A 22632-nucleotide genomic window follows, 5' to 3' on the forward strand; every position below is an offset into this window, starting at 1 on the left:
CCACCCGCACCGCCCACCAGAAGGAAGCCCCATGGCCACCGACCCCTACGCCGACCCGAAGCTCGAGGGCGTCTCCATCCGCTCGCTTCCCAAGGTCTCGCTGCACGATCACCTCGACGGCGCGCTGCGGCCGCAGACGATCATCGAGCTCGCCGATGAGATCGGCCTCGACGTTCCGTCGACGGATGCCGAGGAGCTCGCCGACTGGTTCGAGGACCAGAGCGATTCGGGTTCACTCGTCGAGTACCTGAAGACGTTCGATCTGACGACCGCCGTGATGCAGAGCGCCGACGGCCTGCGCCGCGTCGCGAAGGAGTTCGTTGAGGACCTCGCCGCCGACGGCGTGATCTACGGGGAGGTGCGCTGGGCCCCCGAGCAGCACCTGGGCGGAGGGCTCTCCCTCGAAGAAGCCGTCGAGGCCGTGCAGGAGGGCATCGAGGAGGGCGAGGACGCCGTCGATCGCTCGGGTCGCGACATCCGGGTCGGCCAGCTCATCACGGCGATGCGTCATGCTGACCGCTCGCTGGAGATCGCCCGGCTCGCGGTCGCGTTCCGCGGCCGCGGCGCGGTCGGCTTCGACATCGCGGGGGCGGAGGACGGCTTCCCGCCGTCGCGTCATCGCGCCGCGTTCGATTATCTCGCCTCCGAGTTCTTCCCGGTGACGGTGCACGCGGGGGAGGCGGCGGGACTCGACTCGATCCGCTCCGCGATCCTCGACGGCCGCGCCCTGCGCCTCGGCCACGGTGTGCGCATCGCGGAGGACCTCGAGGTCGTGCAGCAGCAGGGCGACGAGGTGCTGGTGACCTTCGGCGACCTGGCGCGCTGGGTGCGCGATCGCGAGATCCCGCTCGAGCTGTCGCCCTCCTCGAACCTCCAGACCGGGGCGATCGCCGCGTGGGGCAAGAACCTCGAGGATCATCCATTCGACCTGCTGTATCAGCTCGGCTTCGCCGTGACGGTCAACGTCGACAACCGCACGATGAGCCGCACCTCGCTCACACGCGAGCTCGCGCTGCTGGCCGAGACCTTCGACTACCGTCTCGAAGACCTGGAGGCTTTCCAGCTGAACGCGGCCGCGGGCGCCTTCTTGTCGGTAGAGGAGCGCGAAGAGCTCATCGAGCTCATCGGTGAGGGCTTCGACGCCTGACCAGCACCCCACGGCAGACCCGTCACGTGCGCGCCTCGAGTACGGCGACCGTTCACAACTCCGGAGCTTCCGAGCATTTCCGGCCCGGTGGGCCACAGATCGGGCCGTCCGCTCACAGTTCTCCGGAGTTGTGAACTCGCACGGTGCGCGGCGTGGTGCGAGGGCCGCGGGCTACCGCCCGCCGGAGAACCTCGATCACCCATTCCGGACGGAAGAGGATGTCCTCGGCGAGCAGCCGTAGGGTCGTGAAGCCGAGTCCGACCGCGGCGGCATCCCTGCGGCGGTCTCGTTTGTGGTCCTCCCACGTCCCGTGGTGCGAGAGACTGTCGCACTCGATGACAAGCCAACCGTCGACGAGGAGATCCACTCGGCCGACGCCGTCGATTCGCACCTGCAGTTCCACGTGGCATCCCAGACTGCGCAGCATGAGGCGGACGAGGGTCTCGGTACCCGCCTCCGCACGTTGGTCGAGAAGCGGCCGCAGGGATCGGTAGCGCCCGGGAAGGTGCGCGAAGACATCAGCGAGACCGTCTTCATCCACTGCCCCGAGATGCCACGCGCTGTCGAGAGTCGCGATTGCATCCCGAGGCCGCTGGCAGCGCACCGCTGCACAGAGTGCTTCGCGGACAGGTACGAGCACATCATCGGCGGGGCTGGAGGTGGGACGCCAATGTCGCACGATCTCCGTCGACGCCCCCGGTCGCGGCGTGCGGGAGGCGTCCGGAGCGAGCTGGATGTGCAACCCCGCACGCTCCCTTACGAACACGCCGAGAAGTCGCAACAGTGAGACGCAGTCCAGGCGCCCGCCCCACTGCACCGCCGCGCACACCTGCGGATCGGTGTCCCGGGGCAGATAGTGATCGCGCCGCAGGCGCAGGAGCCGTCCGTCGCGCACCGCATCGGTGATCTGTCGGCCGGTGGCTCCCGCGGCGAGCAGGTGAACACGCCGCAGAACAGCGGTCGGGACGTCGCTGGGCAGAACGAGGCGGTCGGCAGGAGATCGGATCATGTCCAGAACTCTGACCGCGACGCCCGTCGGGCAGGGCTTTGTGTGCCGCGTCGGTGGACGACCGGGTTCAACGGGGCGCGGGGGAGGAGTCGTCGCCGTTCACAACTCCGGAGATGCGCTCGCGACCGTCGGCCACAGCCCCGGCTGGGTGCGATGTACCGAGGGATCTCCGGAGTTGTGAACGGTGGAAGGGGCCCCGGGTTCCGCGGCCGGAAGCCAGCGCGGTCCGCCGTCCCCGGGGTCGCGGGAGCGGGTCAGAGCTCGGACTGACGCTGTCCGACGACGGCTTCGACCGCGGCGAACAGCGGGTGGGACGGCTCGAGTCCGGTGACCGCGGCGGTGAAGGTCGCGGCATCCTCCTCGCGGAGGCGGCGCTGCATCTCGACCGACTGCTCGTCGTCGGGCTCGTCGAACTCGAGGGCGGCGCCGATCGCGTCCACGAGTGCGCCGGTCGACAGTCCGCGCTCGGCGGCGGCCGCGGCGGGCCCGATGAAGCGCTCGTGGCGTGACAGCTTGCGCAGCGGCTGGCGCCCGACGCGGCCCACGGTGTCGGGAAGGGCCGGGTTGGCGAAGCGGCGCAGGATCGTCGCCCGGTACTCGGCGAGCTCGGCGGCATCCCATCCGTGCACCGCGACCAGCAGTGCGGAGGTCTCTTCGAGCGCGGCGGCCACGCGGGAGGCGATGGACGGATCCGCGAGCGCGTCGGAGATCTTCTCGACGCCGGCGCGGGCACCGAAATAGGCGGTCGCGGCGTGACCGGTGTTCACCGTGAAGAGCTTGCGCTCGATATAGGGGGCGAGGTCGTCGACGAAGTGGGCGCCGGGGATGTGGGGCGGGGCGTCGGCGAAGGGGGGCCGTTCGATGGCCCATTCGAAGAAGGGTTCCACGGTGACGTCGATCCCCGCGCCTTCCGGCTGCGCCGGCACGATCCGGTCGACGGCGGTGTTGGCGAACACCGCCCGGTTGCTGATCGCATCCCAGGTGTCTCCGGCCTGCGCACGGATCTCGTCGCGGAGGGTGTCGGTCGCCCCGATCGCGTTCTCGCACGCCATGACCTGCAGCGCCGGCCGCGACGGGTCGCGCAGCGCCAGGCCGGCGAGGATGTGAGGTGCCACGAAGCGCAGGATCGTCGGGCCGACCGCGGTGGTCACCACGTCGGCGGTGGCGATCTCGTCGATCAGCGCCTGCGGATCGGTGGCGCTGTTGATCGCGCGGAAGCCCGTCACGACCGTGTCGGTGCCGCCATCGCCGACCTCGTGGACGGTGTACTCCGAAGCCGCGTTGATCGCGTCGACCAAGGATGCCGCGACATCCGAGAACACCAGCTCGTAGCCGCCTTCGTGCAGCAGCAGCCCGACGAAGCCGCGACCGATGTTGCCGGCGCCGAAGTGGACGGCCTTCATCAGCCGTTCACCGTCGACAGCAGTGCGAAGAGCTCCTCTGCGGTGGTCGCCGCCTTCAGACGTGCGACCTCCTCGTCCTCGGAGAACAGCAGAGCGATCTGCGACAGGATGTCGAGGTGCTCGTCGCCCTTGCCCGCGATGCCGACGACGAAGCTCACCTTCTCGCCGTCCCAGTCGACGCCGCCGTCGTAGCGGACGAAGGAGAGTGCCGAGTCGAGAATCGCGTCTTTGGTCTCGTTGGTGCCGTGGGGGATCGCGAGCTCGTTGCCCATGTAGGTCGACACCGTCTGCTCGCGCTGCAGCATCGCGTCGAAGTACGCGGACGTGACCGCACCCGCGGCTTCGAGGATGTCGGCGGCCTCCCGCATCGCCTCCTGCTTGCTCACCGTCCCCGGGTGGATGCGGACCTGGTCGATCTTCAGTACGTCGCGTGACATGTCATCCTCGTCTCTGTTCGGAGCTCGTCCCGGTCATGTTACGTCCGGGACGTCTGCGTCGGGCCGCGGCCGCGGGGACGGGGCATCGCGCCTCCCGTCCCCGCGGCGTTCGCGGTGGGGCTGGTCGTCAGCCCCGATCCTTGTGCTGGCGGACCACCAGATCCACGACCTCGTCGTACTTCGGCGAGTTCATGAAGTTGTCCACCGAAACGTGCGTGGCGTTCGGTGTGCGCCCGCGCGCGCGGTCGGTGAGCTGCTGCTGGGTGATCACGAGGTCCTCGCTGCCGTCGAGGTTCGCGATCGCCTTGTTGGTGACCGAGACGTCGTCGACGCCGGCCTTCTTGATCTTGTTGCGCAGCACGCTCGCGCCCATCGCGGACGAGCCCATACCGGCGTCGCACGCGAACACGATGTTCGTCACGCGTCCGACGGGCGCCAGCGTTCCCGTCGCGACGGCATCGGCGGCGCTGTCGGCCGACAGCGACGACTGGTCGCCCTCGAGGCCGGCATTCGCGGCGGCGCCGGCACGCAGGCCGGCGAGGGCCTCGGAGCTCTTGCCCTTGTTCGCCTCGGTCTGGGCGATCGCCGCTTCGAACGAGGCGCTGGACTCCGCTTCCGCCGCCAGATCGCGCTTACGAGAGGCCCGCAGGATGACCGCGGTGATCAGGAACGTGACGGCCGCGGCGAGGATGACCGACAGGTAGACGACGAACAGGTTGCCGACGCCCGGGCCGATGGCGGCGGCCGTCACGGCGATGATGCTGCCGGGTGCCGCCGGGAAGGCGAGGCCGCCGCCCAGCAGCATGTTGGTCGTGACACCGGTCGCGCCGCCCGCGATGAGGGCGAGGATCGTCATCGGCTTGCTCAGCGCGTACGGGAAGTAGATCTCGTGGATGCCGCCGAAGAACTGGATGATGATCGCGCCCGGAGCGGAGGCGCGCGCGGCGCCCACGCCGAAGAAGGTGAACGCCAGCAGGAGACCCACACCGGGACCGGGGTTGGCCTCGATGAGGAAGAGGATCGACTTGCCGGCCTCGGTCGCCTGCTGGATGCCGAGAGGCGTGAACACGCCGTGGTTGATGGCGTTGTTGAGGAACAGCACCTTCGCCGGCTCGACGATGATCGACAGCAGCGGCAGCAGGTTGACGCTCACGAGCCAGCCGACGATGCCGCCGAGGAACGTCGAGATGCCGAGCATGATCGGACCGAAGGCGAAGAAGCCGACGATCGCGAGGATCATTCCGAGGATGCCGGCGGAGAAGTTGTTCACCAGCATCTCGAAGCCGGGCTTGATCTTGCCGTCCCAGAGCTTGTCCATCTGCTTCGTGATCCACGCGGCCAGCGGACCCATGATCATGGCTCCGAGGAACATCGGGATGTCGGTGCCGACGATGACACCCATCGTCGCGATGGTTGCGACGACGCCGCCTCGGGCGTCGTAGACCATGCGACCGCCGGTGTTGGCGATCAGCAGCGGGAGCAGATACGTGACCATCGGTCCGACGAGGCCAACATAGGCAGCGAAGTTGCCCGCGTCGCCGCTCGCGAGCGCCGTCATCGCGCCGTTCCACCCGATAGTGGCTGCGTTTCCGCCGCCGCCGATGATCTCGGCGACGGGCGACCAGTGCCATCCGAAGGGGCTTTCCGCGCCGAAGAAGCCCTTCGTGATGAAGAGCATGGTGATGAAGCCCCATGCGATGAAGGCCGCGATGTTCGGCATGATCATGCCGGAGAGGAAGGTGCCGAACCTCTGCACGCCGACGCGTGCGCGGTTCACCCCCGTCGATGTCGTGGACGCCGTTGTCATTGTCTTCCGTTCCTTTCGAATGCGCCGCGCCGTCAGCCGGCGAGGTTCTCAGCGGCGGCCTGAGCCGCCGATCGTGCGGATGCCGCGTCATCGGCGGCGAGGGCTGCCGCGGCGATGCGCTCGGCATCCTCGCGGGTGTACTGCAGAAGCGAGGCGCGCACGTCCGCGAGGGCGGTGGGGGCCATCGACAGCGTCGTGGCGCCGAGCCCGACGAGCACGACCGCCAGCAGCGGGTCGGCGGCGGCCTCGCCGCAGATGCCGACGGGCTTGCCGTTGGTCTTGCCGCCGTCGGCGGTCATCTTGATCAGCTCGAGGACCGCGGGGTGCCACGGGTCCTGGTACGACGCCACCGAGCCGAGCAGGCGGTCGGCGGCGAGCGTGTACTGCGTGAGGTCGTTCGTGCCGATGGAGGCGAAGTCCGCGATCTGCAGGATGCGCTTCGCCTGGATCGCCGACGAGGGAACCTCGACCATGACACCGGCCGTCTTGATGCCGTACTCCTTCGCGAGCGCCACGAAGTAGTCGGCCTCCTCGACGGTGGCGACCATCGGCGCCATGACCCACAGGTCGGCCTCGGTCGCGGCATCCGCGTTGGCGAGCGCGGTGAGCTGCTCGCGCAGGATGTCCTCGCTGGCGCGGAGGGCACGCAGGCCTCGGAGGCCCAGCGCGGGGTTGTCCTCGTGCGCGTCGTTGAGGAAGGCGAGCGGCTTGTCGGCGCCGGCGTCAAGGGCGCGGACGACGACCTTTTTGCCGGGGAACGCCTTCAGCAGCTCGGTGTACGACGCGGTCTGCTCGTCGACGGTCGGAGCCTGGGTGGCGGAGAGGAAGAGGAACTCGGTGCGGAACAGGCCGACGCCCTCGGCGCCGAGCTCGACCGCCTCGGCGGCGCCGCCCGGCTTGCCGAGGTTGGCCAGCAGCGGAACGGGCGAGCCGTCCTTCAAGGCACCCGGCGTGAGCGGAGCGGATGCCGCGGCAGCGCGGGCATCGGCGCGATTCTGCGCCTGCGCCAGCTCGTCCTCGGTGGGATCGACGGTGACGACGCCCTTCGCGGCGTCCACGATCACGGTCTGCCCGTCGACGAGGTCCTTGGCGCCAGCGGCGCCCACGACGGCGACGATCGACTTCTCGCGCGCGAGGATCGCGGTGTGCGAGGTCGGTCCGCCGTCGGTGGTGACCAGGGCGAGCACCTGGTCGAGGTCGAGCAGCGCGGTGTCGGCGGGCGCCAGGTCCTTGGCCACGAGCACGAAGGGGTGACCCGGGTCGGGAACGCCCGGGGCGGGCAGGCCGCGCAGGCGCGCGATGACGCGCTGGGCGACGTCGTCGAGGTCGGCGGCGCGCTCACCGAGATAGCCGCCCATGGCGGCCAGGGTGTCGCGGAAGCTCGCGAACGCCTCGTGGACGGCGTACTCACCGGTCTTGCCGGCGTTCACCCGCGTGGAGACCTCGGTGTCGAGCGTGGGGTCCTCGGCCATCATCGCCTGCGCCTCGAGCACATCGCGGGCAAGGCCCCCGGCCTTCGAGCCCCGCTCCTCCAATTCGCGGGCGACGGCGGCGACCGCCTCGCGGACACGGGCGAGCTCCTCGTCGGGGGTGAGGGTGCTGGGGACGTCCGAGGGGGCGGGCAGGGGATCGGCCATGCGGGCGACGGGGCCCTGTGCGACGCCCAGCCCGATACCCACTCCACGCAGTTCACTCATCTTCGGGTCTCTCTTTCGGTTCAGTTGTCGTCGTGGTCGGTCGTGAGCAGCTCGGCGAGCACGTCGAGCACGGCGTTCGCGTTCTCGCCCTCCGCGGTGAGGGTGACGTAGTCGCCCTTCTCCGCGCCGAGGGAGATGACGCCCAGGATGCTGGCGGCGTTGACCGGCGCACCCGCGCCTTTGGAGATCGTGACCTCCAGACCGGAGTCCTTCACGCCCTGGGCGAAGAGCTTCGCGGGCCGGGCGTGCAATCCGTTGGACGATCCGATGCGGATCGTGCGGGACACAGAGCTCATGCGGGGTTCCTCTCCGTCGAAGCGGGCATGTCGGGGTCGGTGGTCAGCGTCTCGTCGATCAGCGCGAGGGTGCGCGTGCCATGGAGATCGCTGAAGATGTCGGTCGGGAGGAGGATCACGCGCACGAGACGCGGCGCCGCTTCGCGACGGATGCGGTCCAGGCTGCCCTGCAGGTGGGGTCCCACGAGCACGACGTCTGCGGCGTCGATGTCGATCGGGAGCGACTGTTCGGTGCCGGCGACGGCACTGAGCTCACGCCCGGCCGCCTGCGCTGCGTGACGAACACGCTGCGCGACGAAAGTGCTCGACGCACCCGCGCCGCACACAACGAGGATCCTCATCGATCCGCCTCCTTCTCGGCCATTCTTGTGAAAGGCCTGGGAGGCGACAACCACACCTGTTTCCGCGGGGGCGGAAACACCCCGCGATCGGCGTGGTTGACTGGAGGGTGTGAGCAGAGCGCGACAGGACCGTGTCATCGCACTGCTCGCGCGGGAAGGGGACTGGCTGACCGCCGCCGAGCTCGCCGACATCGTCGGCGTGACACCTCGCAGCATCCGCAGCTACGTCACCGCGCTGAACGCGCGGGTGCCCGACGGCGTCGTCGTCGAGTCGGGCCCCCTCGGCTATCGTGCGGGCGCGGATGCGCCCGCTGCGCTGCGAGCCGGAGTGGATGCCGCGACTCCGCGGGAGCGCGTGCACCGGCTCGTGCGCCGGCTGCTGTCGGGACGGGAAGGCATCGACGTCTTCGAGACCGCCGAGGACTTCCACGTCAGTCCGGCGACCCTCGAAGCAGACCTGGGCCGGGTCCGTGCGCTGCTGGGCGACACGGAGCTCACGCTGGAGCGCAGCGGGTCGCGCGCGCGACTGAAAGGCACGGAGATGGCGCAGCGGCGCCTGCTGAGCCGGCTCGCGCACGACGAGACCGACGACGGCGCGTTCGACCTCGATGCCCTCCGGCGCAGCCTCGGCGCGGGATCGATCGGTGAAGCGGTCTTCGGCCCGTTCAAAGCCGATCTCGTTTCGGGTCTGCGTGAGCTCGGCTACTTCGTCAACGAGTTCGGCATCGGCGACGTGATGATGCACGTCGCCATCACCGCCGACCGCGTCGCGCACGACCGTGCGCTGGAGACGGCCGCGCTCGATGAGACGACGCCCGCTCAGGAGCAGGTCGGGGCTCTGCTCGACACGCTGTGCGAGCGGCATCTGGGGGTGCGCCTGGGCGCGGGAGACCGTCGACACCTCGCCGCCCTCGTCCTCGGCCGCGTCGTGGCGCCCGGTCCCGGTGAGGCGGCGTCGGTCACACGAGCGGGCCTGCAGCCCGAGGTCGAGGCGGCCGTGCGCGACGTCGTGCACCGTGCGGCATCCGAGTTCCTCGTCGACATCGAGCACCAGGACTTCGTATTGCGCCTCGCCCTCCACGTGCAGAACCTGCGGCTGCGCGCACAGCAGCAGGCGTGGTCGCGCAACCCCCTCACCCGGTCGCTGAAGGCCACCTACCCGATGATCTTCGAGGTCGCGGTCTTTATCGCGGACGGCCTGCGGGGGCTTCTCGGCATCCCGCTCCTGGACGACGAGATCGCCTACATCGCGATGCACGTCGGCGGCCAGCTGGAACGGAGCCGTCACGCCGGCACGGTGTTGACCGCGACGATCGTGTGCCCCGGGTACTACGAACTGCATGAACTGCTGCGATCGAGCGTGGACCGCTCGCTCGGACAGGCGGTCGACGTCGTCGGCGTCGACACACGGGCCGACCCCGACTGGCGGGCGATCGAGACCGATCTGATCCTCACGACGATCGACCCGCCCTTCACCGGTGACGGCATCGTGCGCATCCAGCCCTTCCTCACGGAGAGCGACATCGAGCGGGTGCAGGCGGCGGCCGGACGCGTGCGCCGTGCGCGCCGCTTGGCGCGACTGCGCGATGAGCTCGGCCGCTACTTCTCCGCCGACGCCTTCATCGGGCGCGTTGCCGCGGATGCCGACGAGGAGAGCGTCATCCGCGACCTCGGAGCCCGACTCGTCGCGCTGGGCGTCATCGATGAGGGGTACGTCCAGCGCACGCTCGAGCGCGAACGGCTGTCATCGACCGCCTTCACCGACGCGCTCGCGGTGCCCCACGCGATCGGGATGACCGCGGCGCGCACGGCGATCGCCGTGGGCATCGCCGACCCGTCCATGGCCTGGGGCGAAGGGCGCGTGCAGGTGATCGCGATGGTGGCCTTCTCCGAGAGCGATCGCGAAGCGTTCCAGACGGTGTTCGAGCAGCTGGTCGAAGTGTTCAGCGAACGCGACAGCGTGCAGCGGATCGTCCGCCGCGGCACGTCTTTCGGACCCTTCCTCGACGAACTCGTGGCCGTCGTCGACGGCTGAGGCAACCGGAGCCACGCCGCACACGGTATCCGCTCAGCGCAGCCGGGCCCGCAGGCCCTGCTTCACCGTCGGCCACTCGTGCGGGAGGATCGAGTACACGACGGTGTCGCGCAGCGTGCCGTCGGGGCCGACCCGATGGTTGCGGAGCACGCCGTCCTGCTTTGCGCCGAGGCGCTCGATCGCTGCCCGCGACTGACGGTTGTGCCAGTGCGTGCAGAACTGCACGGCGATCACGTGGCACTGCTCGAACGCGTGCTCCAGCAGCAGGAGCTTGGCGGCCGTGTTCACACCGGTGCGCTGCACCGTCGGCGACAACCACGTGTAGCCGATCTCCACCCGCGGACTGTCCAGGTCGATGGTGCAGAACGTCGTCATCCCCACGGCCACGCCGCCGACCACGACGGCGAACGGGTTCATGCGCCCGGCGTCGCGTTCGGCGAGCCGGTGGATGATGTCTGCGCTCGCGTCTGACGGAACGGAGGTGTACCAGGCGTACTGCAGCCCCTCGCGGGCACGTTGCAGCTCGCCCGCGTGGTCCGCCCGCAGCGGCTCCAGCCGCACATGCTCGTTCTCGAGGACGACGGAATCGGTCAGCAGCACGCCCCCACCCTATCCGCGTGCTCTTTCCCCTTCCCCGAGCCGCCATCATGCGACCGAGCCGCCACGATTCGCCGCGCAACGTCGTGGCGGCTCGGTCGAAACGTGGCGACTCGGCGGGGTGAGAGGCGAGGCGGGTCAGAGGAGGAGGGTGCGGGTGGCGGCATCCAGGGCGGCGAGCCGTTCCTGCGCGTCTGCGGCCGAGGTGCCGCGCACGTCCAGGTACGCCTTGAGCTTGGGCTCGGTGCCGCTCGGGCGCACGATCAGACGCGACCCGTCCTCCAGCCACAGCCGCAGGACGTCGCTGGGCGGCACGCCGCCGGCGCCGGTGAGAAGGTCGTCGATGCCGGTCACCGCGACCGCGCCCACCCGAGCGGGCGGAGCCTGGCGAAGCGCCGACATGATGCGCCCGATCACCGACAGGTCCTCGACGCGCAGCGAGACCTGGCCCGACGCGAAGAAGCCGAACGTCTCCTGGAAGCTGCGCAGCAGATCGGTGAGGCTCTCACCGCGCTCACGTGCCTCGGCGATCATGCCGAGAATCGCCACGGCGGCGGAGATGCCGTCCTTGTCGCGCACCGTCTCCGGGTTGACCAGGTACCCGAGCGCCTCCTCGAAGCCGTACAGGATGCCGGGTGCGCGCGAGATCCACTTGAAGCCCGTCAGCGTCGCGTGGAAGTCGAGACCGTAGTGCTCGGCGACGGTCTGCAGGCCCGGAGAGGACACCAACGAGCAGGCCAGCGACCCCGTCTCACCGCGTTCGCCGGCGCGGGCCGCGGCGCGCCAGCCCAGCAGCAGCCCGATCTCGTTGCCGGTCAGGCGCCGCCAGCCGCCGGGGGCTTTCTCATCGGGGAGGGCCACGGCCAGTCGATCGGCGTCCGGGTCGTTGGCGATCACGAAGTCGGCACCGACGGCGCGCGCCGTCTCGAACGCGAGATCCATCGCCCCCGGCTCCTCCGGATTGGGGAAGGCCACGGTCGGGAAGCGCCCGTCGGGCGCGATCTGCGCCTCCACGACACGGGGTCGGGGATAGCCGGCGACGTCGAGGATCGCGTGCAGGGTCTCTGAGCCCACGCCGTGCATGGCTGTGTACACCCAGTTCATGCCGGCGGCGCCCGCGGTGGCGGGGGCGACGGCCGCGGTGGCGGCGACGTAGGCGGTGATGACGGACTCGTCCGCGACCTCGTACGCGGCGCGAGCCAGGTCGGGGACCGCCGAGGTCGCCGCGATCCGGTCGATGTGCGCCGCGATCTCGGCGTCGGCGGGGGAGACGATCTGTGAGCCGTGGTCGGCGCCGCCGAGGTACACCTTGTAGCCGTTGTCGTCCGGCGGGTTGTGCGACGCCGTCACCATGACGCCGGCGGCGGCGTCGAGATGGCGCACCGCGAAGGCCAGCACCGGGGTGGGAAGCATCCGCGGAAGCAGCACCGCGCGCAGGCCCGCGCCGGCGAACAGCTCCGCCGAGTCCCGGGCGAACACGTCCGAGTTGCGGCGGCCGTCGTAGCCGATGACCACGAGCGGCGTCGTTCCCGGCGCCGCCTTTTCACGCAGGTAGGCGGCGAAGCCCGCCGCGGCCTGAGAAACCAGCACCCGGTTCATGCGGTTGCTGCCTGCTCCGAGGCGTCCGCGCAGACCCGCGGTGCCGAACTGCAGGCGGGTGCCGAAACGGTCGGCGAGCTCGGCGGATGCCGCCTCATCGCCATCCGCTGCGGCATCCACGATGGCGGTCAGCTCCGCGCGTGTCAGCTCATCGGGGTCCTGCGCGAGCCAGGCGCGCGCCGCGTCGAGCACGGTCGTCCCCGCGGCATCCGCGCCGCTCACAGCTGCCCGATCACGCGAGCCAGCAGCGCGGAGATCACGGGCTCGGCGGCCTGGCCGGCCTCGATCACCTCGGCGTGGCTGAGCGGGGTCTTCTGGATGCCGGCGGCGAGGTTGGTGATGAGGGAGAAGCCGAGCACCTCCATGCCGGCCTGACGGGCGGCGATCGCCTCCAGCGCCGTCGACATTCCGACGATGTGGCCGCCGATCGCCTTGGCCATCTGCACCTCCGCCGGCGTCTCGTAGTGGGGACCGCGGAACTGGCAGTACACCCCTTCGTCGAGCGTCGGATCGACCGTGCGGGCGAGCTCTCGCAGACGCGAGGAGTACAGGTCGGTGAGGTCGATGAACGTCGCGCCCTCCAAGGGCGAATCGGCGGTCAGGTTGATGTGGTCGCTGATGAGCACCGGGGTGCCCGGCGTCCACGTCTCTTTGATGCCGCCGGCGCCGTTGGTGAGCACCATCGTCGCGGCACCCGTGGCGGCGGCCGTGCGAACGCTGTGCACGACCCGGCGCACGCCGTGGCCCTCGTAGTAGTGCGTGCGCGCGCCGATCACGAGCACCCGCTTGCCCGTGGGGGTCAGGATGCTGCGGATCGATCCGACGTGGCCGGCCAGCGCCGGCGCGCTGAAGCCGGTGACCTCGATCGCGGGAATCGTCGCCGTCGTCTCGCCGACGAGGTCGGCGGCCTTGCCCCAGCCGCTGCCGAGCGTGAGCGCGATGTCGTGCCGCTCGACGCCGGTCAGGCGTGCGATATCGGCGGCGGCCTGCGCGGCCACCTCGAACGGGTCGGCGGAGGGGTCGTCGAGCGGGTTGGTGTTCATGTCGGACATGTTCCCACTCTAGGAACCGCGGCCTCGGCGGGCCACTCGCGCGCGGGTGATCTCGTGCCCTCGGCGCGGGGCGCAGGCGGTGGTGGGGGCCTGAGAGAATGGAGCAATGTCCTCGAGCTTCGTGAACACCCAGTCGGTCGCCGTCCTCGGGGGCGGCCCCGGAGGCTACGAAGCGGCGCTCGCGGCTGCGCAGCTCGGCGCCGACGTCACTCTCGTGGAGCGCGCGGGGGTCGGTGGGGCGGCCGTCATCACCGACGTCGTCCCTTCGAAGAGCCTCATCGCGACGGCAGATGCCGCGGTCGCCATCTCGGAGGCCTCCGACCTCGGCGTGCAGTTCTTCGCGAAGGGCGAGAGCGGCGTCGCGCTCAAGCCCGAGGTTGCGATCAACCTCGCCGCCGTCAACAAGCGCCTGCTCTCGCTCGCTCGCCAGCAGTCCGATGACATGCGCGCGCAGCTGGTCGATGCCGGCGTGCGCATCATCTCCGGGCACGGGCGCCTGGACGGACACCACGCGATCGTCGTCGCCACCGGTCCCGGCGGCACCGATTTCGATCGCGTCGAGGCCGACACCCTGGTCGTCGCCGTCGGAGCGTCACCACGAGAGCTTCCCACCGCCCGCCCGGATGGCGAGCGGATCCTCACGTGGACGCAGCTGTACGACATGAAGGCGCTTCCCGAGCACCTCATCGTCGTCGGCTCCGGCGTCACCGGCGCCGAGTTCGCCTCCGCCTACATGAACCTCGGGGCGAAGGTGACGCTCATCTCCAGCCGCGACCAGGTGCTCCCGGGCGAGGATGCCGACGCCGCCGCCGTCCTCGAGAAGGTCTTCACCCGCGGTGGAATGACGGTGCTGTCGAAATCACGGGCCGAGGGGGTCGAGCGCACCGCTGAGGGCGTCGTCGTCTCGCTCTCGGACGGGCGCACGGTCGAAGGCAGCCACTGCCTGCTCGCCGTCGGCTCGATTCCGAACACCGCCGGCATCGGCCTCGAGGATGCCGGGGTGCAGTTGACCGCGTCCGGCCACATCCGCGTCAATCGCGTCGCCCGCACGTCGGTGCCGAACATCTACGCGGCCGGCGACTGCACGACCTTCGTTCCGCTGGCCTCGGTGGCCTCCATGCAGGGTCGCACCGCGATCTTCCACGCGCTCGGCGACACCGTCATACCGCTGGAGCGTCGCCGCATCACCGCGAACATCTTCACGGCGCCCGAGATCGCCACCGTCGGCCGTCAGGAGAAGGACCTGGAGACGGGCGCCATCAACGGCTATGTCTACAAGCTGCCCCTCGCGGCGAACGCCCGCGCGAAGATGATGGGCATCACCGACGGCTTCGTCAAGATCGTCGCGCGCGAGGGCAGCGGCACCGTCATCGGCGGCGTCATCGTCGCCCCGCGTGCCTCCGAGCTCATCTACCCGATCGCCATCGCCGTCGAGCGTCGACTGACCGTCGATCAGGTCTCGCGCGTGTTCGCCGTCTTCCCCTCGCTGAGCGCGTCGATCACCGACGCGACCCGGGCGATGCACCTCGTCAACCGCGACGACGACTTCTTCGGCTGAGCGCTCTCGCCGCCGGCTCGCGCGTTCGCGCGCCTCTTACCGCTGCAGCTGCGCGGTCCAGACGCCCTCGCCGTCCGAGGAGGTGGCAGAGACGGTGAACGAGGTGAGCTTCTGCATCGCGGTGGGAATGGCGATGGGGGTGCGCAGCGCGCCGTTCTGACAGACGATGTCCTGCTGTGTCCCCACGGTCGAGCTTCCCGCGACGTAGATGAGCGCGAACTCGGCGCGCGCGGCGCCGATGCAGCGCAGCTCCACGGCGCGAAACGCCGTCGCGGGGGAGAACTCGAGAGTGACGCCGCGCGCGGCGGAGGCTGTGATCGGGGCGCTCGCGGCCGTGTTCGGGGTCGTGCCCACGATCGCGGTCGACCATGCGGTCCACGCCGCGCGGTCGGCATCCGACGGGCCGGTGCTGCATCCGGCCAGGGTGAGAGCCAGGAGGCAGGCCGCGCCCGTCGCCAGGATCGGACGTGAGCGGGCCGGACGCATGATCAGGAGATCGTGAGCAGCTGGTGGCCGGCCGACACCGTGGTGCCGGGGTCGGCGTTGATCGCGCCGACGACACCGTCCTTGTGCGCGGGAATGGGCTGTTCCATCTTCATGGCCTCCAGGACGACGACCAGGTCGCCCTTGACCACCGACTGGCCTTCCTCGACGGCGACCTTGACGACCGTGGCCTGCATCGGCGACGTGACCGCGTCGCCGGACGCACCGGCGACCGAGGAGGGCGCGTGCGAGCGACGCGAAGGCGGCGCCGCCACCGGGCGACCGATCTTGGCCGGGGCCAATGCGATGCGGTCGGGCAGGCTCACCTCGAGCCGCTTTCCCGCCACCTCGACGACCACGGTGTGGCGCGGCTCGGCATCGGCCGGAGCTTCGGCTTCGCCGTCCCACGGCGCGATGTCGTTGACGAACTCGGTCTCGATCCAGCGTGTGAACACGCCGAAGTGACCGTCCTCGGCCGTGAACGCCGGGTCGCGCACGACCTTGCGGTGGAAGGGCAGCACGGTGGGCATCCCGGCGACCTCGAACTCGTCGAGGGCGCGGCGGGAGCGCTCCAGGGCCTCTTCGCGGGTGCGCCCGGTGACGATGAGCTTGCCCAGCAGCGAGTCGAACGCGCCGGAGACGCTGTCGCCGGCGGTGACGCCGGAGTCCAGACGGATGCCGGGGCCGCCGAACGTCTTGAACTGGTGGATGCGTCCGGGCTGGGGGAGGAAGCCGCGGCCCGGGTCTTCCCCGTTGATGCGGAACTCGATCGAGTGGCCGAGCGGCTCGGGGTCGTCGTAGTCGAGGGTGCCGCCCTCGGCGAGGCGGAACTGCTCGCGGACGAGGTCGATGCCCGTGACCTCCTCGGAGACGGGGTGCTCGACCTGGAGGCGCGTGTTCACCTCGAGGAAGGAGATCGTGCCGTCCGCGCCGATGAGGAACTCGCAGGTGCCCGCGCCGACGTAGCCGACCTCGCGGAGGATCGCCTTCGACGACGCGTACAGCGTCTCCTTCTGCGCGTCGGTCAGGAAGGGGGCCGGTGCCTCCTCGACGAGCTTCTGATGGCGCCGCTGCAGCGAGCAGTCGCGCGTGGAGACGACGACGACGTTGCCCTCGGCATCCGCGAGGCACTGCGTCTCGACGTGGCGCGGCTTGTCGAGGTACTTCTCCACGAAGCACTCGCCGCGGCCGAAGGCCGCGACCGCCTCACGGGTGGCCGACTCGAACATCTCGGCGACTTCGCCGAGTTCGCGGGCGACCTTGAGACCGCGGCCGCCGCCGCCGTAGGCGGCCTTGATCGCGATGGGAAGGCCCACCTGCTCGGCGAAGGCGACGACCTCATCGGCCCCGGCGACTGGCCCCGGGGTGCCCGGGGCCAGGGGAGCGCCCACCTTCTCGGCGACGTGGCGGGCCGTGACCTTGTCGCCCAGAGCCTCGATCGCCTCGGGCGACGGGCCGATCCAGATCATGCCGGCGGCGGTGACGGCGCGAGCGAACTCCGCATTCTCCGCGAGAAAGCCGTAACCGGGGTGCACCGCGTCGGCGCCGGAGCGGCGGGCGACCGAGAGGATCTTCTCGATCGACAGGTAGGTGTCGGCGCTCGTGGCGCCCTCGAGCGCGTACGCCTCGTCGGCGAGCTTGGCGTGCATGGCGTCGCGGTCCTGGTCGGCGTAGACCGCCACCGACGCCTTCCCCGAGTCGCGAGCGGCGCGGATCACTCGGACCGCGATCTCTCCGCGGTTCGCGACGAGCACTTTTGTGATCTGCGGGCGCGCGGGCGTCAGGTCCAGTGAGCGTGGCATGGATGCCAGCCTACCCACGCAAGAGCGTGCTCCTTTGGATCACCCGCACAAGATCGTCGGCGATTCGTGTGCGAGAGCCTACGAAGTCGCGTCCTCCTTCTGCGCGCCGTCGCGGTGGGAGGGGGACGACGTCCACAGATCGGTCCAGACGACGCCGAGCGCCTTGCACAGGCGGCGCACGGTCGACAGCGACATCCCCACCACCGTGGAGGGATCGCCGTCCACGCGCTCGATGAACGGTCCGCCCAGGCTGTCCACCGTGAATGCTCCGGCCACCTGCAACGGTTCGCCGGTGGCGACATACGCGGCGATCTCGGCATCCGAGATATCGGAGACGAAGGTGACGGCGGCGGCGGCCACGGCGTACTCCTCGCGCGCCGGCTGCCCGGGGCGAACGCGGATGACGCTGTGGCCCGAGTGCAGCACGCCCGTCTTGCCTCGCATCTGCTCCCACCGCGCCACGGCGACCTCGGGCCGCAGCGGCTTGCCGAGCACCTGACCGTCGATCTCGAACATGGAGTCGCCGCCGACGACGACTCCGTCGAAGTCGGGCAGTTCGCGCACGAGGGAGACCGTGACGTCGGCCGCTTTGCGTCGTGCGAGCAGCAGAACATGCTCGTCAGGAGGCAGGACACGCGCCTCCCGCGCCTGGATGTCGTCGATGACCGCCTCCTCATCGACCTCAGGCGCACGCAGCAGCGGCTCGATGCCGGCCTGGCGCATGAGCATGAGTCGGGCGGGCGAGGTGGAGGCGAGGCACACGCGCATGCCGTCCAGCGTACGGTCCGTCGCGTGCGGGGTCGGGGATCCGTGACAGCATCGGAGGATGCAGCCCGGAGACCTCCTCGACCTCGACATCACCGACGTGGCCCACGGGGGCGTTTTCATCGCCCGTCATGAGGGGCGGGTCGTGTTCGTCTCCGATGCGGTTCCCGGCGAACGCGTCCGCGTGCGCCTGACCGAGACCGCCAAGTCATCCTTCTGGCGCGGCGCCGTCGTCGACGTCCTCGACGCATCGCCGCACCGACGCCCGCACGTCTGGGCGGCCGCCGACGTGGAGGTCGACCCCGACCTGCGCCCCGGCGGCGCCGATTTCGGGCACATCGCCCTGCCGCACCAGCGGGAGCTGAAGACGCGCGTGCTTCTGGACGCCCTCGAGAGGTTCGGCGGCCTCGAGCAGCCGTCGGCGACGATGAGCGGCGCGCGCCCGGTGCTCTCGGAGCGCGGCGAGGTCCTCGCGGAGGAGTCCGCGGACGCGACCCGGTGGCGCACCCGCGTCAGCCTGCACGTCGACGACGCCGGCCGTGTCGGCCCCTTCGCCGCGCGCACGCACCGGGTCATCGAGGTGGACGATCTGCCCTTGGCGACCGCGGAGATCGCCCGCGTCGCGCGCAGCCTGTCGGCGCCGGCGGGTCGGGTCGACCTCGTGCAGCCCGCCGACGGTCGGGTGCGGGTGGTGGCCCGGCCCGGCGCGCTCCGCGACGGACGCTCCGGCTCGCCCCGCCGCGGAGCCGGTCCGCGCCGGGGAGCGCAGCGGGCCGTGGCCGAGGATGCCGCCGCGCGCAAGACTGTCGTCGAAGAGGTGGACGGCCGTCCCTTCCGACTCGACGCCGGCGGATTCTGGCAGGTGCATCGGCTCGCCGCGCACACGCTGTCGTCGGCCGTCGCCGACGTGGTGCGCGATGCCGGCGGCGTCGACCCGGAAGCGCAGCACCTCGACCTCTACGGCGGCGTCGGCCTGTTCGCCGCGACACTGGCCGGCCTCGGCGGCCCCGCGACGCGCATCACGACCGTCGAATCCGACCCCGCGGCGACCGAGCATGCGGGGGAGAACCTCGCCGACTGGATCGGCGCCCGGGCCGAGACTGCGCGCACCGAGCGCTTCCTCGCCCGGCTGCAGGCGCAGGCGGGCGCCGCCGAGCGCGCGCGGCTGGGTCGCGGCGTGACGCTGCTCGATCCCCCGCGGGCCGGCGCCGGCAGGGACGTCGTCGACGCCGTCGCGGCGCTGGCGCCGGCATCCGTCGTCTACGTCGCGTGCGATCCCTTCGCACTCTCCCGCGACCTCGGATGGTTCCGCGAGCGCGGCTACGACGTGCGGCGGATCGCGGCGTTCGATCTGTTCCCGCACTCGCATCACGTGGAGGCCGTCGCTCTCCTGCAGCGCGAGCCATGACCGCCGCCCGGCGCGGACGTCACTCGTTCGTCGGATGTGGGCGAGCAGCGGCCGTGGTTAGGCTGACCCCATGACCCGCGTCGCTCTCATCGATGACCACGAGTCCGTGCGCCTCGGGCTCGAGGCGGCGTGCGCGCGTGCCGTGACCAAGGAGGTCGTCTTCTCCGGCAGCAGCGTGCGGGCCTACCTCGAGTGGCGCCGGCGGTCGGGCTCGGCTCCCGTCGACATCGTCGTCCTCGACCTCACGCTCGGCGACGGCACCACCGTCACCGAGAACGTGACCAGCATCATCGCCGACGGCTCACCCGTGCTCATCCACAGCGTCGCCGACCGGCCGGCGGCGGTGCGCGAGGCGCTGGCCGCCGGGGCCGCCGGCGTCATCAGCAAGGCATCCCGCATCGACGACGTCATCGCCGCCATCCGCACCGTGGCCCGCGGCGAGGCGCTCGACAACGTCGAATGGGCCAGCGCCGTCGACGGCGACCGCGCCTTCGCCGACGCGCAGCTGTCCAATCGGGAGCGCGACGTGCTGCGGCTGTACGCCGCCGGCCTGCCCTTGAAGGCCGTCGCCGACCGCCTCGGCATCGCGTACTCCACGGCGAAGGAGAACATCACGCGGGTGCGCACCAAGTACGTCGAGGTCGGCCGTCCCGCCCCCACCAAGGTCGATCTGCTCCGCCGTGCGATGGAGGACGGCCTGATGGCCGGCCATGCCGGAACGGCGGCCGGTGGCGACTGAGCCCCTGCCGATCGCCGTCGACCCGGCGGTCCGGCGTCCGCTGGGAGACATCGCGGCGGGAGCGGAGCGGTTCACGCAGGCGCGTGTGGAGCGGATCATCCGCACCGTCGTCGCCCTCGGGTGCGCCGTGCTGGGCACGCAGGCGTTCCTCAATGCGCTCGGCTCGCACCAGGAGGCGCCCGCCGCGCACCTGCCGCTGCTGCTGGTGGTGTTCATTCCGCTGGGGGTGATGATCGCGGCATCCGTCGCGGGGGTCGGGGTGCGCACCGCGGCGGGCGTCTTCGCCGTCGTCTTCCCGATCGCCCTGCTCTGCTGGCCCCTCGTCACCCACGGGCGGGTGGATGCCGCGGAGGGCTCGCCCTGGATCTGGTATCTGCTGAACGTCGGCACCACGGCGGCCGTGCTGGCCTTCGGTCTTCCCCTGCAGATCGCGTGGGCGGCGGTCATCCCGATCCTGTACGCGATCGCCCGGCTGACCCAACTCGATGGCGCCCCCGCGGACGTCGTCGATGTCGTGCGCGATGCGGTCTTCGCCGCGATCCTCGCGGCGGTGGTGATCACCCTCGGGCGTCTGCTGCGGGGTGTGGCGGTGGGCATCGATCAGGCGCGCAGCGAGGCCGTCGCCTCCTACGCCGTCGCCGCCGCCCACAATGCCGCCGAGACCGAGCGGGTCGCCGTCGCCGCGCTCATGCACGACAGCGTGCTGGCGGCGCTCATCGCTGCGGAGCGGGCACACACGGAGCGCGAGGAGGCGCTGGCGACGGCGATGGCGCGCGAGGCCCTGATGCGCCTGGCCAACACCGATCAGGATTCCGGGGAGGGGCCCGACGAGCCGGTCGCTGTGACGGCGATTGCGGCCGCCCTTCGCCGGGTGGTGGCCGATCTCGATGCGGACGCGCCCGTCGCCGCCGACATCGCCGCGGCCGCTCCGCTCGTTCCGGGGCGCGTCGCGCGAGCCGTCGTGCTGGCCGCCACGCAGGCCGTCTCCAACGCCATCGTCCATGCGCACGGAGAAGGTCTGCGCGTGGCTCTGCGAGCCGACGGGCAGCGCCTGCGCGTGCAGGTGACCGATCGCGGTCCCGGCTTCGATCCGGCGAGCATCCCCGATGATCGCCTGGGAATTCGTGGGTCCATCGTGGCGCGCATGGCGGCCGTCGGCGGCCGCGCGCGCGTGCGCACGGCGGCGGACGGGACTCACGTCGTCCTGGACTGGGAGTTCTCGCGATGAACTTCCGTGTGCACGCCACCCTGTCGGCGTTGGCGATCGCCTTCACGACGTATCTCGCGATCGGCGGTCTCGTCTGGACGGTAGCGCCGCAGATGCCGCTCGTTCTGGTGTGCGCGGTGGCGCTGTATCTGGCGACGACGTGGATCTGCGTGTTCTGGAATTCGGGTGCTCTGCCCACGCGGCGCGATCCCATCACCGGCGACCTCGGGCGCAGCTCGGTCCTGCCCGCCTGGGCTGCGGTGCTCGCGCTCGCCGCCGCGGTGCTGGTGCCCAACGCGACGTGGCTCGCCGTCCAGCCCGACGCGCGTGGCGCGGATGTCGGGACCTGGAGCCTGGGTGCGGTCGGTGCGCTCCTGACGATCGTGATGGTGCGCCGCCGCCCGTGGATCGCGTGGAGCGGGGTCGTCGTCCTCGCGGCCGAAGCGGCGTTCTGGATCGGTCCGGCCGCAGCCCTGGCGCTCGGCGTGGTCGGCGCGGTGCTGTGGGTGGGGGTCGCGCAGCTGCTGACGTGGCTCGTCGATCGCGCTGCCCGCGATACCGCGGAGCTCACCGCTCTGCAGCGGGCGGCCTCGGAATGGCTCGCGACTCAAGAGGGAATGCGGCGCGAACGTCGCGCGCAGGTGCAGCGTGCCCTCGCGCTGGCCGGGCCGGTGCTCACGCGCACGATCGAGGCTGCGGGGCGTCTGAGCGAGGACGAACGTCGCGCGGCGCGCATCGCCGAAGAAGCGTTGCGCGACGAGCTGCGCGGCTCTGCCCTGCTCGACGCGGAGGTGCGAGCGGCGCTCGCAGCGGCGCGGGAACGGGGGACGACGGTGTCGGTGCTCGACGAAGGAGGCCTCGACGGCCTGTCGCCGGCGGAGCGAGCGGCGGTGCGCGCCCGCCTCGCCGAGGTGCTCGCGAAGGCCGATTCCGACCGGGTGTACGTGCGGGCGGCCACCCACGATGACGTCGCGGTCACCGTCGTCGGCCGATCGGCCGCCGAAGACGGCGACGACGAGGTCGATCTGTGGAGCGAGATCCCTCGTCGCCCGTGAGGGCCTGGCGCGGCGGTGCGTGCCGGCAACGTGCGAGAGAAGAAGGCGCCGAAAGAAGAGGAGGCGAGGGGCGGCGAAGCCGCCCGCCCCTCGCCATGCGAGTGGTTACCCGAAAACCGACTCGCGAAGGGTCGTTCCGCTCATGAAGCGGGCCGACCGAACGCAGAAGCGTTCCAGCGATATCGATTCTTCCCG

Annotated in this window: 20 protein-coding genes; 7 read left to right on the top strand and 13 right to left on the bottom strand. The window is 70.9% G+C overall.

Going from position 1 to position 22632, the window contains the following annotated elements:
• The first annotated feature begins 31 nt into the window (after positions 1-31).
• Entirely contained in the window at positions 32-1147 is a 1116-nt protein-coding gene (locus JOE53_RS02295; RefSeq protein WP_112932567.1) for an adenosine deaminase, read from the top strand.
• Positions 1148-1259: 112 nt separating this feature from the next.
• Here the strand turns inward: JOE53_RS02295 and JOE53_RS02300 are convergent, their stop codons facing one another.
• From JOE53_RS02300 to JOE53_RS02330, 7 genes are all read right to left on the bottom strand, one after another.
• A complete protein-coding gene (locus tag JOE53_RS02300) occupies positions 1260-2156 on the bottom strand; it encodes an endonuclease domain-containing protein (RefSeq protein WP_204946653.1) in 897 nt (298 codons plus the stop codon).
• Between the two features lie 254 nt (positions 2157-2410).
• Positions 2411-3559 (bottom strand): mannitol-1-phosphate 5-dehydrogenase, encoded by a 1149-nt coding sequence (locus tag JOE53_RS02305; protein WP_204946654.1) that lies wholly within the window; start codon positions 3557-3559, stop codon positions 2411-2413.
• Positions 3559-3996 carry a PTS sugar transporter subunit IIA gene (locus JOE53_RS02310; protein ID WP_204946655.1) on the bottom strand — a complete coding sequence of 146 codons (438 nt, stop codon included), beginning with the start codon at positions 3994-3996 and terminating at the stop codon, positions 3559-3561. The genes JOE53_RS02305 and JOE53_RS02310 overlap by 1 nt, the downstream gene beginning before the upstream one ends.
• Positions 3997-4123: 127 nt before the next feature.
• Positions 4124-5803: a PTS mannitol transporter subunit IICB gene (locus tag JOE53_RS02315; RefSeq protein WP_204946656.1), complete on the bottom strand. Its 1680-nt coding sequence runs from the start codon at positions 5801-5803 to the stop codon at positions 4124-4126.
• Between the two features lie 32 nt (positions 5804-5835).
• Positions 5836-7500 carry a phosphoenolpyruvate--protein phosphotransferase gene (gene ptsP, locus JOE53_RS02320; protein ID WP_204946657.1) on the bottom strand — a complete coding sequence of 555 codons (1665 nt, stop codon included), beginning with the start codon at positions 7498-7500 and terminating at the stop codon, positions 5836-5838.
• Positions 7501-7520: 20 nt separating this feature from the next.
• Complete coding sequence (locus JOE53_RS02325; RefSeq protein ID WP_005048157.1) at positions 7521-7796, bottom strand: HPr family phosphocarrier protein; 276 nt, start codon at positions 7794-7796, stop codon at positions 7521-7523.
• Entirely contained in the window at positions 7793-8137 is a 345-nt protein-coding gene (locus tag JOE53_RS02330) for a PTS sugar transporter subunit IIB (protein ID WP_061681815.1), read from the bottom strand. The genes JOE53_RS02325 and JOE53_RS02330 overlap by 4 nt, the downstream gene beginning before the upstream one ends.
• Positions 8138-8246: 109 nt before the next feature.
• Between JOE53_RS02330 and JOE53_RS02335 the strand changes: the two genes are divergently transcribed.
• Positions 8247-10172: a BglG family transcription antiterminator gene (locus JOE53_RS02335; protein ID WP_204946658.1), complete on the top strand. Its 1926-nt coding sequence runs from the start codon at positions 8247-8249 to the stop codon at positions 10170-10172.
• A 33-nt stretch (positions 10173-10205) separates the two neighbouring features.
• On the opposite strand, the gene JOE53_RS02340 is transcribed toward JOE53_RS02335, so the two are convergent.
• The 3 genes from JOE53_RS02340 to JOE53_RS02350 form a co-directional block, all read right to left on the bottom strand.
• On the bottom strand, positions 10206-10772 hold the full coding sequence (locus JOE53_RS02340) for a GNAT family N-acetyltransferase (RefSeq protein ID WP_204946659.1): 567 nt from the start codon (positions 10770-10772) through the stop codon (positions 10206-10208).
• Positions 10773-10907: 135 nt separating this feature from the next.
• The gene (locus JOE53_RS02345; protein WP_204946660.1) at positions 10908-12590 is read right to left on the bottom strand and encodes a phospho-sugar mutase; all 1683 of its coding nucleotides are present in this window, start codon (positions 12588-12590) and stop codon (positions 10908-10910) included.
• A complete protein-coding gene (locus tag JOE53_RS02350; RefSeq protein WP_204946661.1) occupies positions 12587-13420 on the bottom strand; it encodes a purine-nucleoside phosphorylase in 834 nt (277 codons plus the stop codon). The genes JOE53_RS02345 and JOE53_RS02350 overlap by 4 nt, the downstream gene beginning before the upstream one ends.
• Positions 13421-13526: 106 nt before the next feature.
• On the opposite strand from JOE53_RS02350, the gene JOE53_RS02355 reads away from it, so the two are divergent.
• The gene (locus tag JOE53_RS02355; protein ID WP_204946662.1) at positions 13527-14978 is read left to right on the top strand and encodes an NAD(P)H-quinone dehydrogenase; all 1452 of its coding nucleotides are present in this window, start codon (positions 13527-13529) and stop codon (positions 14976-14978) included.
• 36 nt (positions 14979-15014) lie between these two features.
• Here the strand turns inward: JOE53_RS02355 and JOE53_RS02360 are convergent, their stop codons facing one another.
• The 3 genes from JOE53_RS02360 to JOE53_RS02370 form a co-directional block, all read right to left on the bottom strand.
• A complete protein-coding gene (locus JOE53_RS02360; RefSeq protein ID WP_204946663.1) occupies positions 15015-15464 on the bottom strand; it encodes a hypothetical protein in 450 nt (149 codons plus the stop codon).
• A 2-nt stretch (positions 15465-15466) separates the two neighbouring features.
• On the bottom strand, positions 15467-17263 hold the full coding sequence (locus tag JOE53_RS02365; protein ID WP_204946664.1) for an acetyl/propionyl/methylcrotonyl-CoA carboxylase subunit alpha: 1797 nt from the start codon (positions 17261-17263) through the stop codon (positions 15467-15469).
• Between the two features lie 78 nt (positions 17264-17341).
• The gene (locus JOE53_RS02370; protein WP_204946665.1) at positions 17342-18031 is read right to left on the bottom strand and encodes a Maf family protein; all 690 of its coding nucleotides are present in this window, start codon (positions 18029-18031) and stop codon (positions 17342-17344) included.
• A gap of 58 nt (positions 18032-18089) precedes the next feature.
• On the opposite strand from JOE53_RS02370, the gene JOE53_RS02375 reads away from it, so the two are divergent.
• From JOE53_RS02375 to JOE53_RS02390, 4 genes are all read left to right on the top strand, one after another.
• The gene (locus tag JOE53_RS02375; protein WP_204946666.1) at positions 18090-19436 is read left to right on the top strand and encodes a class I SAM-dependent RNA methyltransferase; all 1347 of its coding nucleotides are present in this window, start codon (positions 18090-18092) and stop codon (positions 19434-19436) included.
• Positions 19437-19506: 70 nt separating this feature from the next.
• Positions 19507-20175: a response regulator transcription factor gene (locus JOE53_RS02380; protein WP_204946667.1), complete on the top strand. Its 669-nt coding sequence runs from the start codon at positions 19507-19509 to the stop codon at positions 20173-20175.
• Positions 20165-21403 carry a sensor histidine kinase gene (locus JOE53_RS02385; RefSeq protein ID WP_204946668.1) on the top strand — a complete coding sequence of 413 codons (1239 nt, stop codon included), beginning with the start codon at positions 20165-20167 and terminating at the stop codon, positions 21401-21403. The genes JOE53_RS02380 and JOE53_RS02385 overlap by 11 nt, the downstream gene beginning before the upstream one ends.
• Entirely contained in the window at positions 21400-22437 is a 1038-nt protein-coding gene (locus tag JOE53_RS02390) for a hypothetical protein (RefSeq protein WP_204946669.1), read from the top strand. The genes JOE53_RS02385 and JOE53_RS02390 overlap by 4 nt, the downstream gene beginning before the upstream one ends.
• Positions 22438-22632 lie beyond the last annotated feature (195 nt).

The organism is Microbacterium laevaniformans, assembly GCF_016907555.1.
GTDB classification, from domain to species: Bacteria; Actinomycetota; Actinomycetes; order Actinomycetales; family Microbacteriaceae; genus Microbacterium; species Microbacterium laevaniformans.

Bases quoted from the DNA above. Each gene is read 5' to 3' on its own strand.
- JOE53_RS02295 (WP_112932567.1), top strand. From the start codon at position 32: ATGGCCACCGACCCCTACGCCGACCCGAAGCTCGAGGGCGTCTCCATC.
- JOE53_RS02300 (WP_204946653.1), bottom strand. From the start codon at position 2,156: ATGATCCGATCTCCTGCCGACCGCCTCGTTCTGCCCAGCGACGTCCCG.
- JOE53_RS02305 (WP_204946654.1), bottom strand. From the start codon at position 3,559: ATGAAGGCCGTCCACTTCGGCGCCGGCAACATCGGTCGCGGCTTCGTC.
- JOE53_RS02310 (WP_204946655.1), bottom strand. From the start codon at position 3,996: ATGTCACGCGACGTACTGAAGATCGACCAGGTCCGCATCCACCCGGGG.
- JOE53_RS02315 (WP_204946656.1), bottom strand. From the start codon at position 5,803: ATGACAACGGCGTCCACGACATCGACGGGGGTGAACCGCGCACGCGTC.
- ptsP (WP_204946657.1), bottom strand. From the start codon at position 7,500: ATGAGTGAACTGCGTGGAGTGGGTATCGGGCTGGGCGTCGCACAGGGC.
- JOE53_RS02325 (WP_005048157.1), bottom strand. From the start codon at position 7,796: ATGAGCTCTGTGTCCCGCACGATCCGCATCGGATCGTCCAACGGATTG.
- JOE53_RS02330 (WP_061681815.1), bottom strand. From the start codon at position 8,137: ATGAGGATCCTCGTTGTGTGCGGCGCGGGTGCGTCGAGCACTTTCGTC.
- JOE53_RS02350 (WP_204946661.1), bottom strand. From the start codon at position 13,420: ATGTCCGACATGAACACCAACCCGCTCGACGACCCCTCCGCCGACCCG.
- JOE53_RS02355 (WP_204946662.1), top strand. From the start codon at position 13,527: ATGTCCTCGAGCTTCGTGAACACCCAGTCGGTCGCCGTCCTCGGGGGC.
- JOE53_RS02360 (WP_204946663.1), bottom strand. From the start codon at position 15,464: ATGCGTCCGGCCCGCTCACGTCCGATCCTGGCGACGGGCGCGGCCTGC.
- JOE53_RS02365 (WP_204946664.1), bottom strand. From the start codon at position 17,263: ATGCCACGCTCACTGGACCTGACGCCCGCGCGCCCGCAGATCACAAAA.
- JOE53_RS02370 (WP_204946665.1), bottom strand. From the start codon at position 18,031: ATGCGCGTGTGCCTCGCCTCCACCTCGCCCGCCCGACTCATGCTCATG.
- JOE53_RS02375 (WP_204946666.1), top strand. From the start codon at position 18,090: ATGCAGCCCGGAGACCTCCTCGACCTCGACATCACCGACGTGGCCCAC.
- JOE53_RS02380 (WP_204946667.1), top strand. From the start codon at position 19,507: ATGACCCGCGTCGCTCTCATCGATGACCACGAGTCCGTGCGCCTCGGG.
- JOE53_RS02390 (WP_204946669.1), top strand. From the start codon at position 21,400: ATGAACTTCCGTGTGCACGCCACCCTGTCGGCGTTGGCGATCGCCTTC.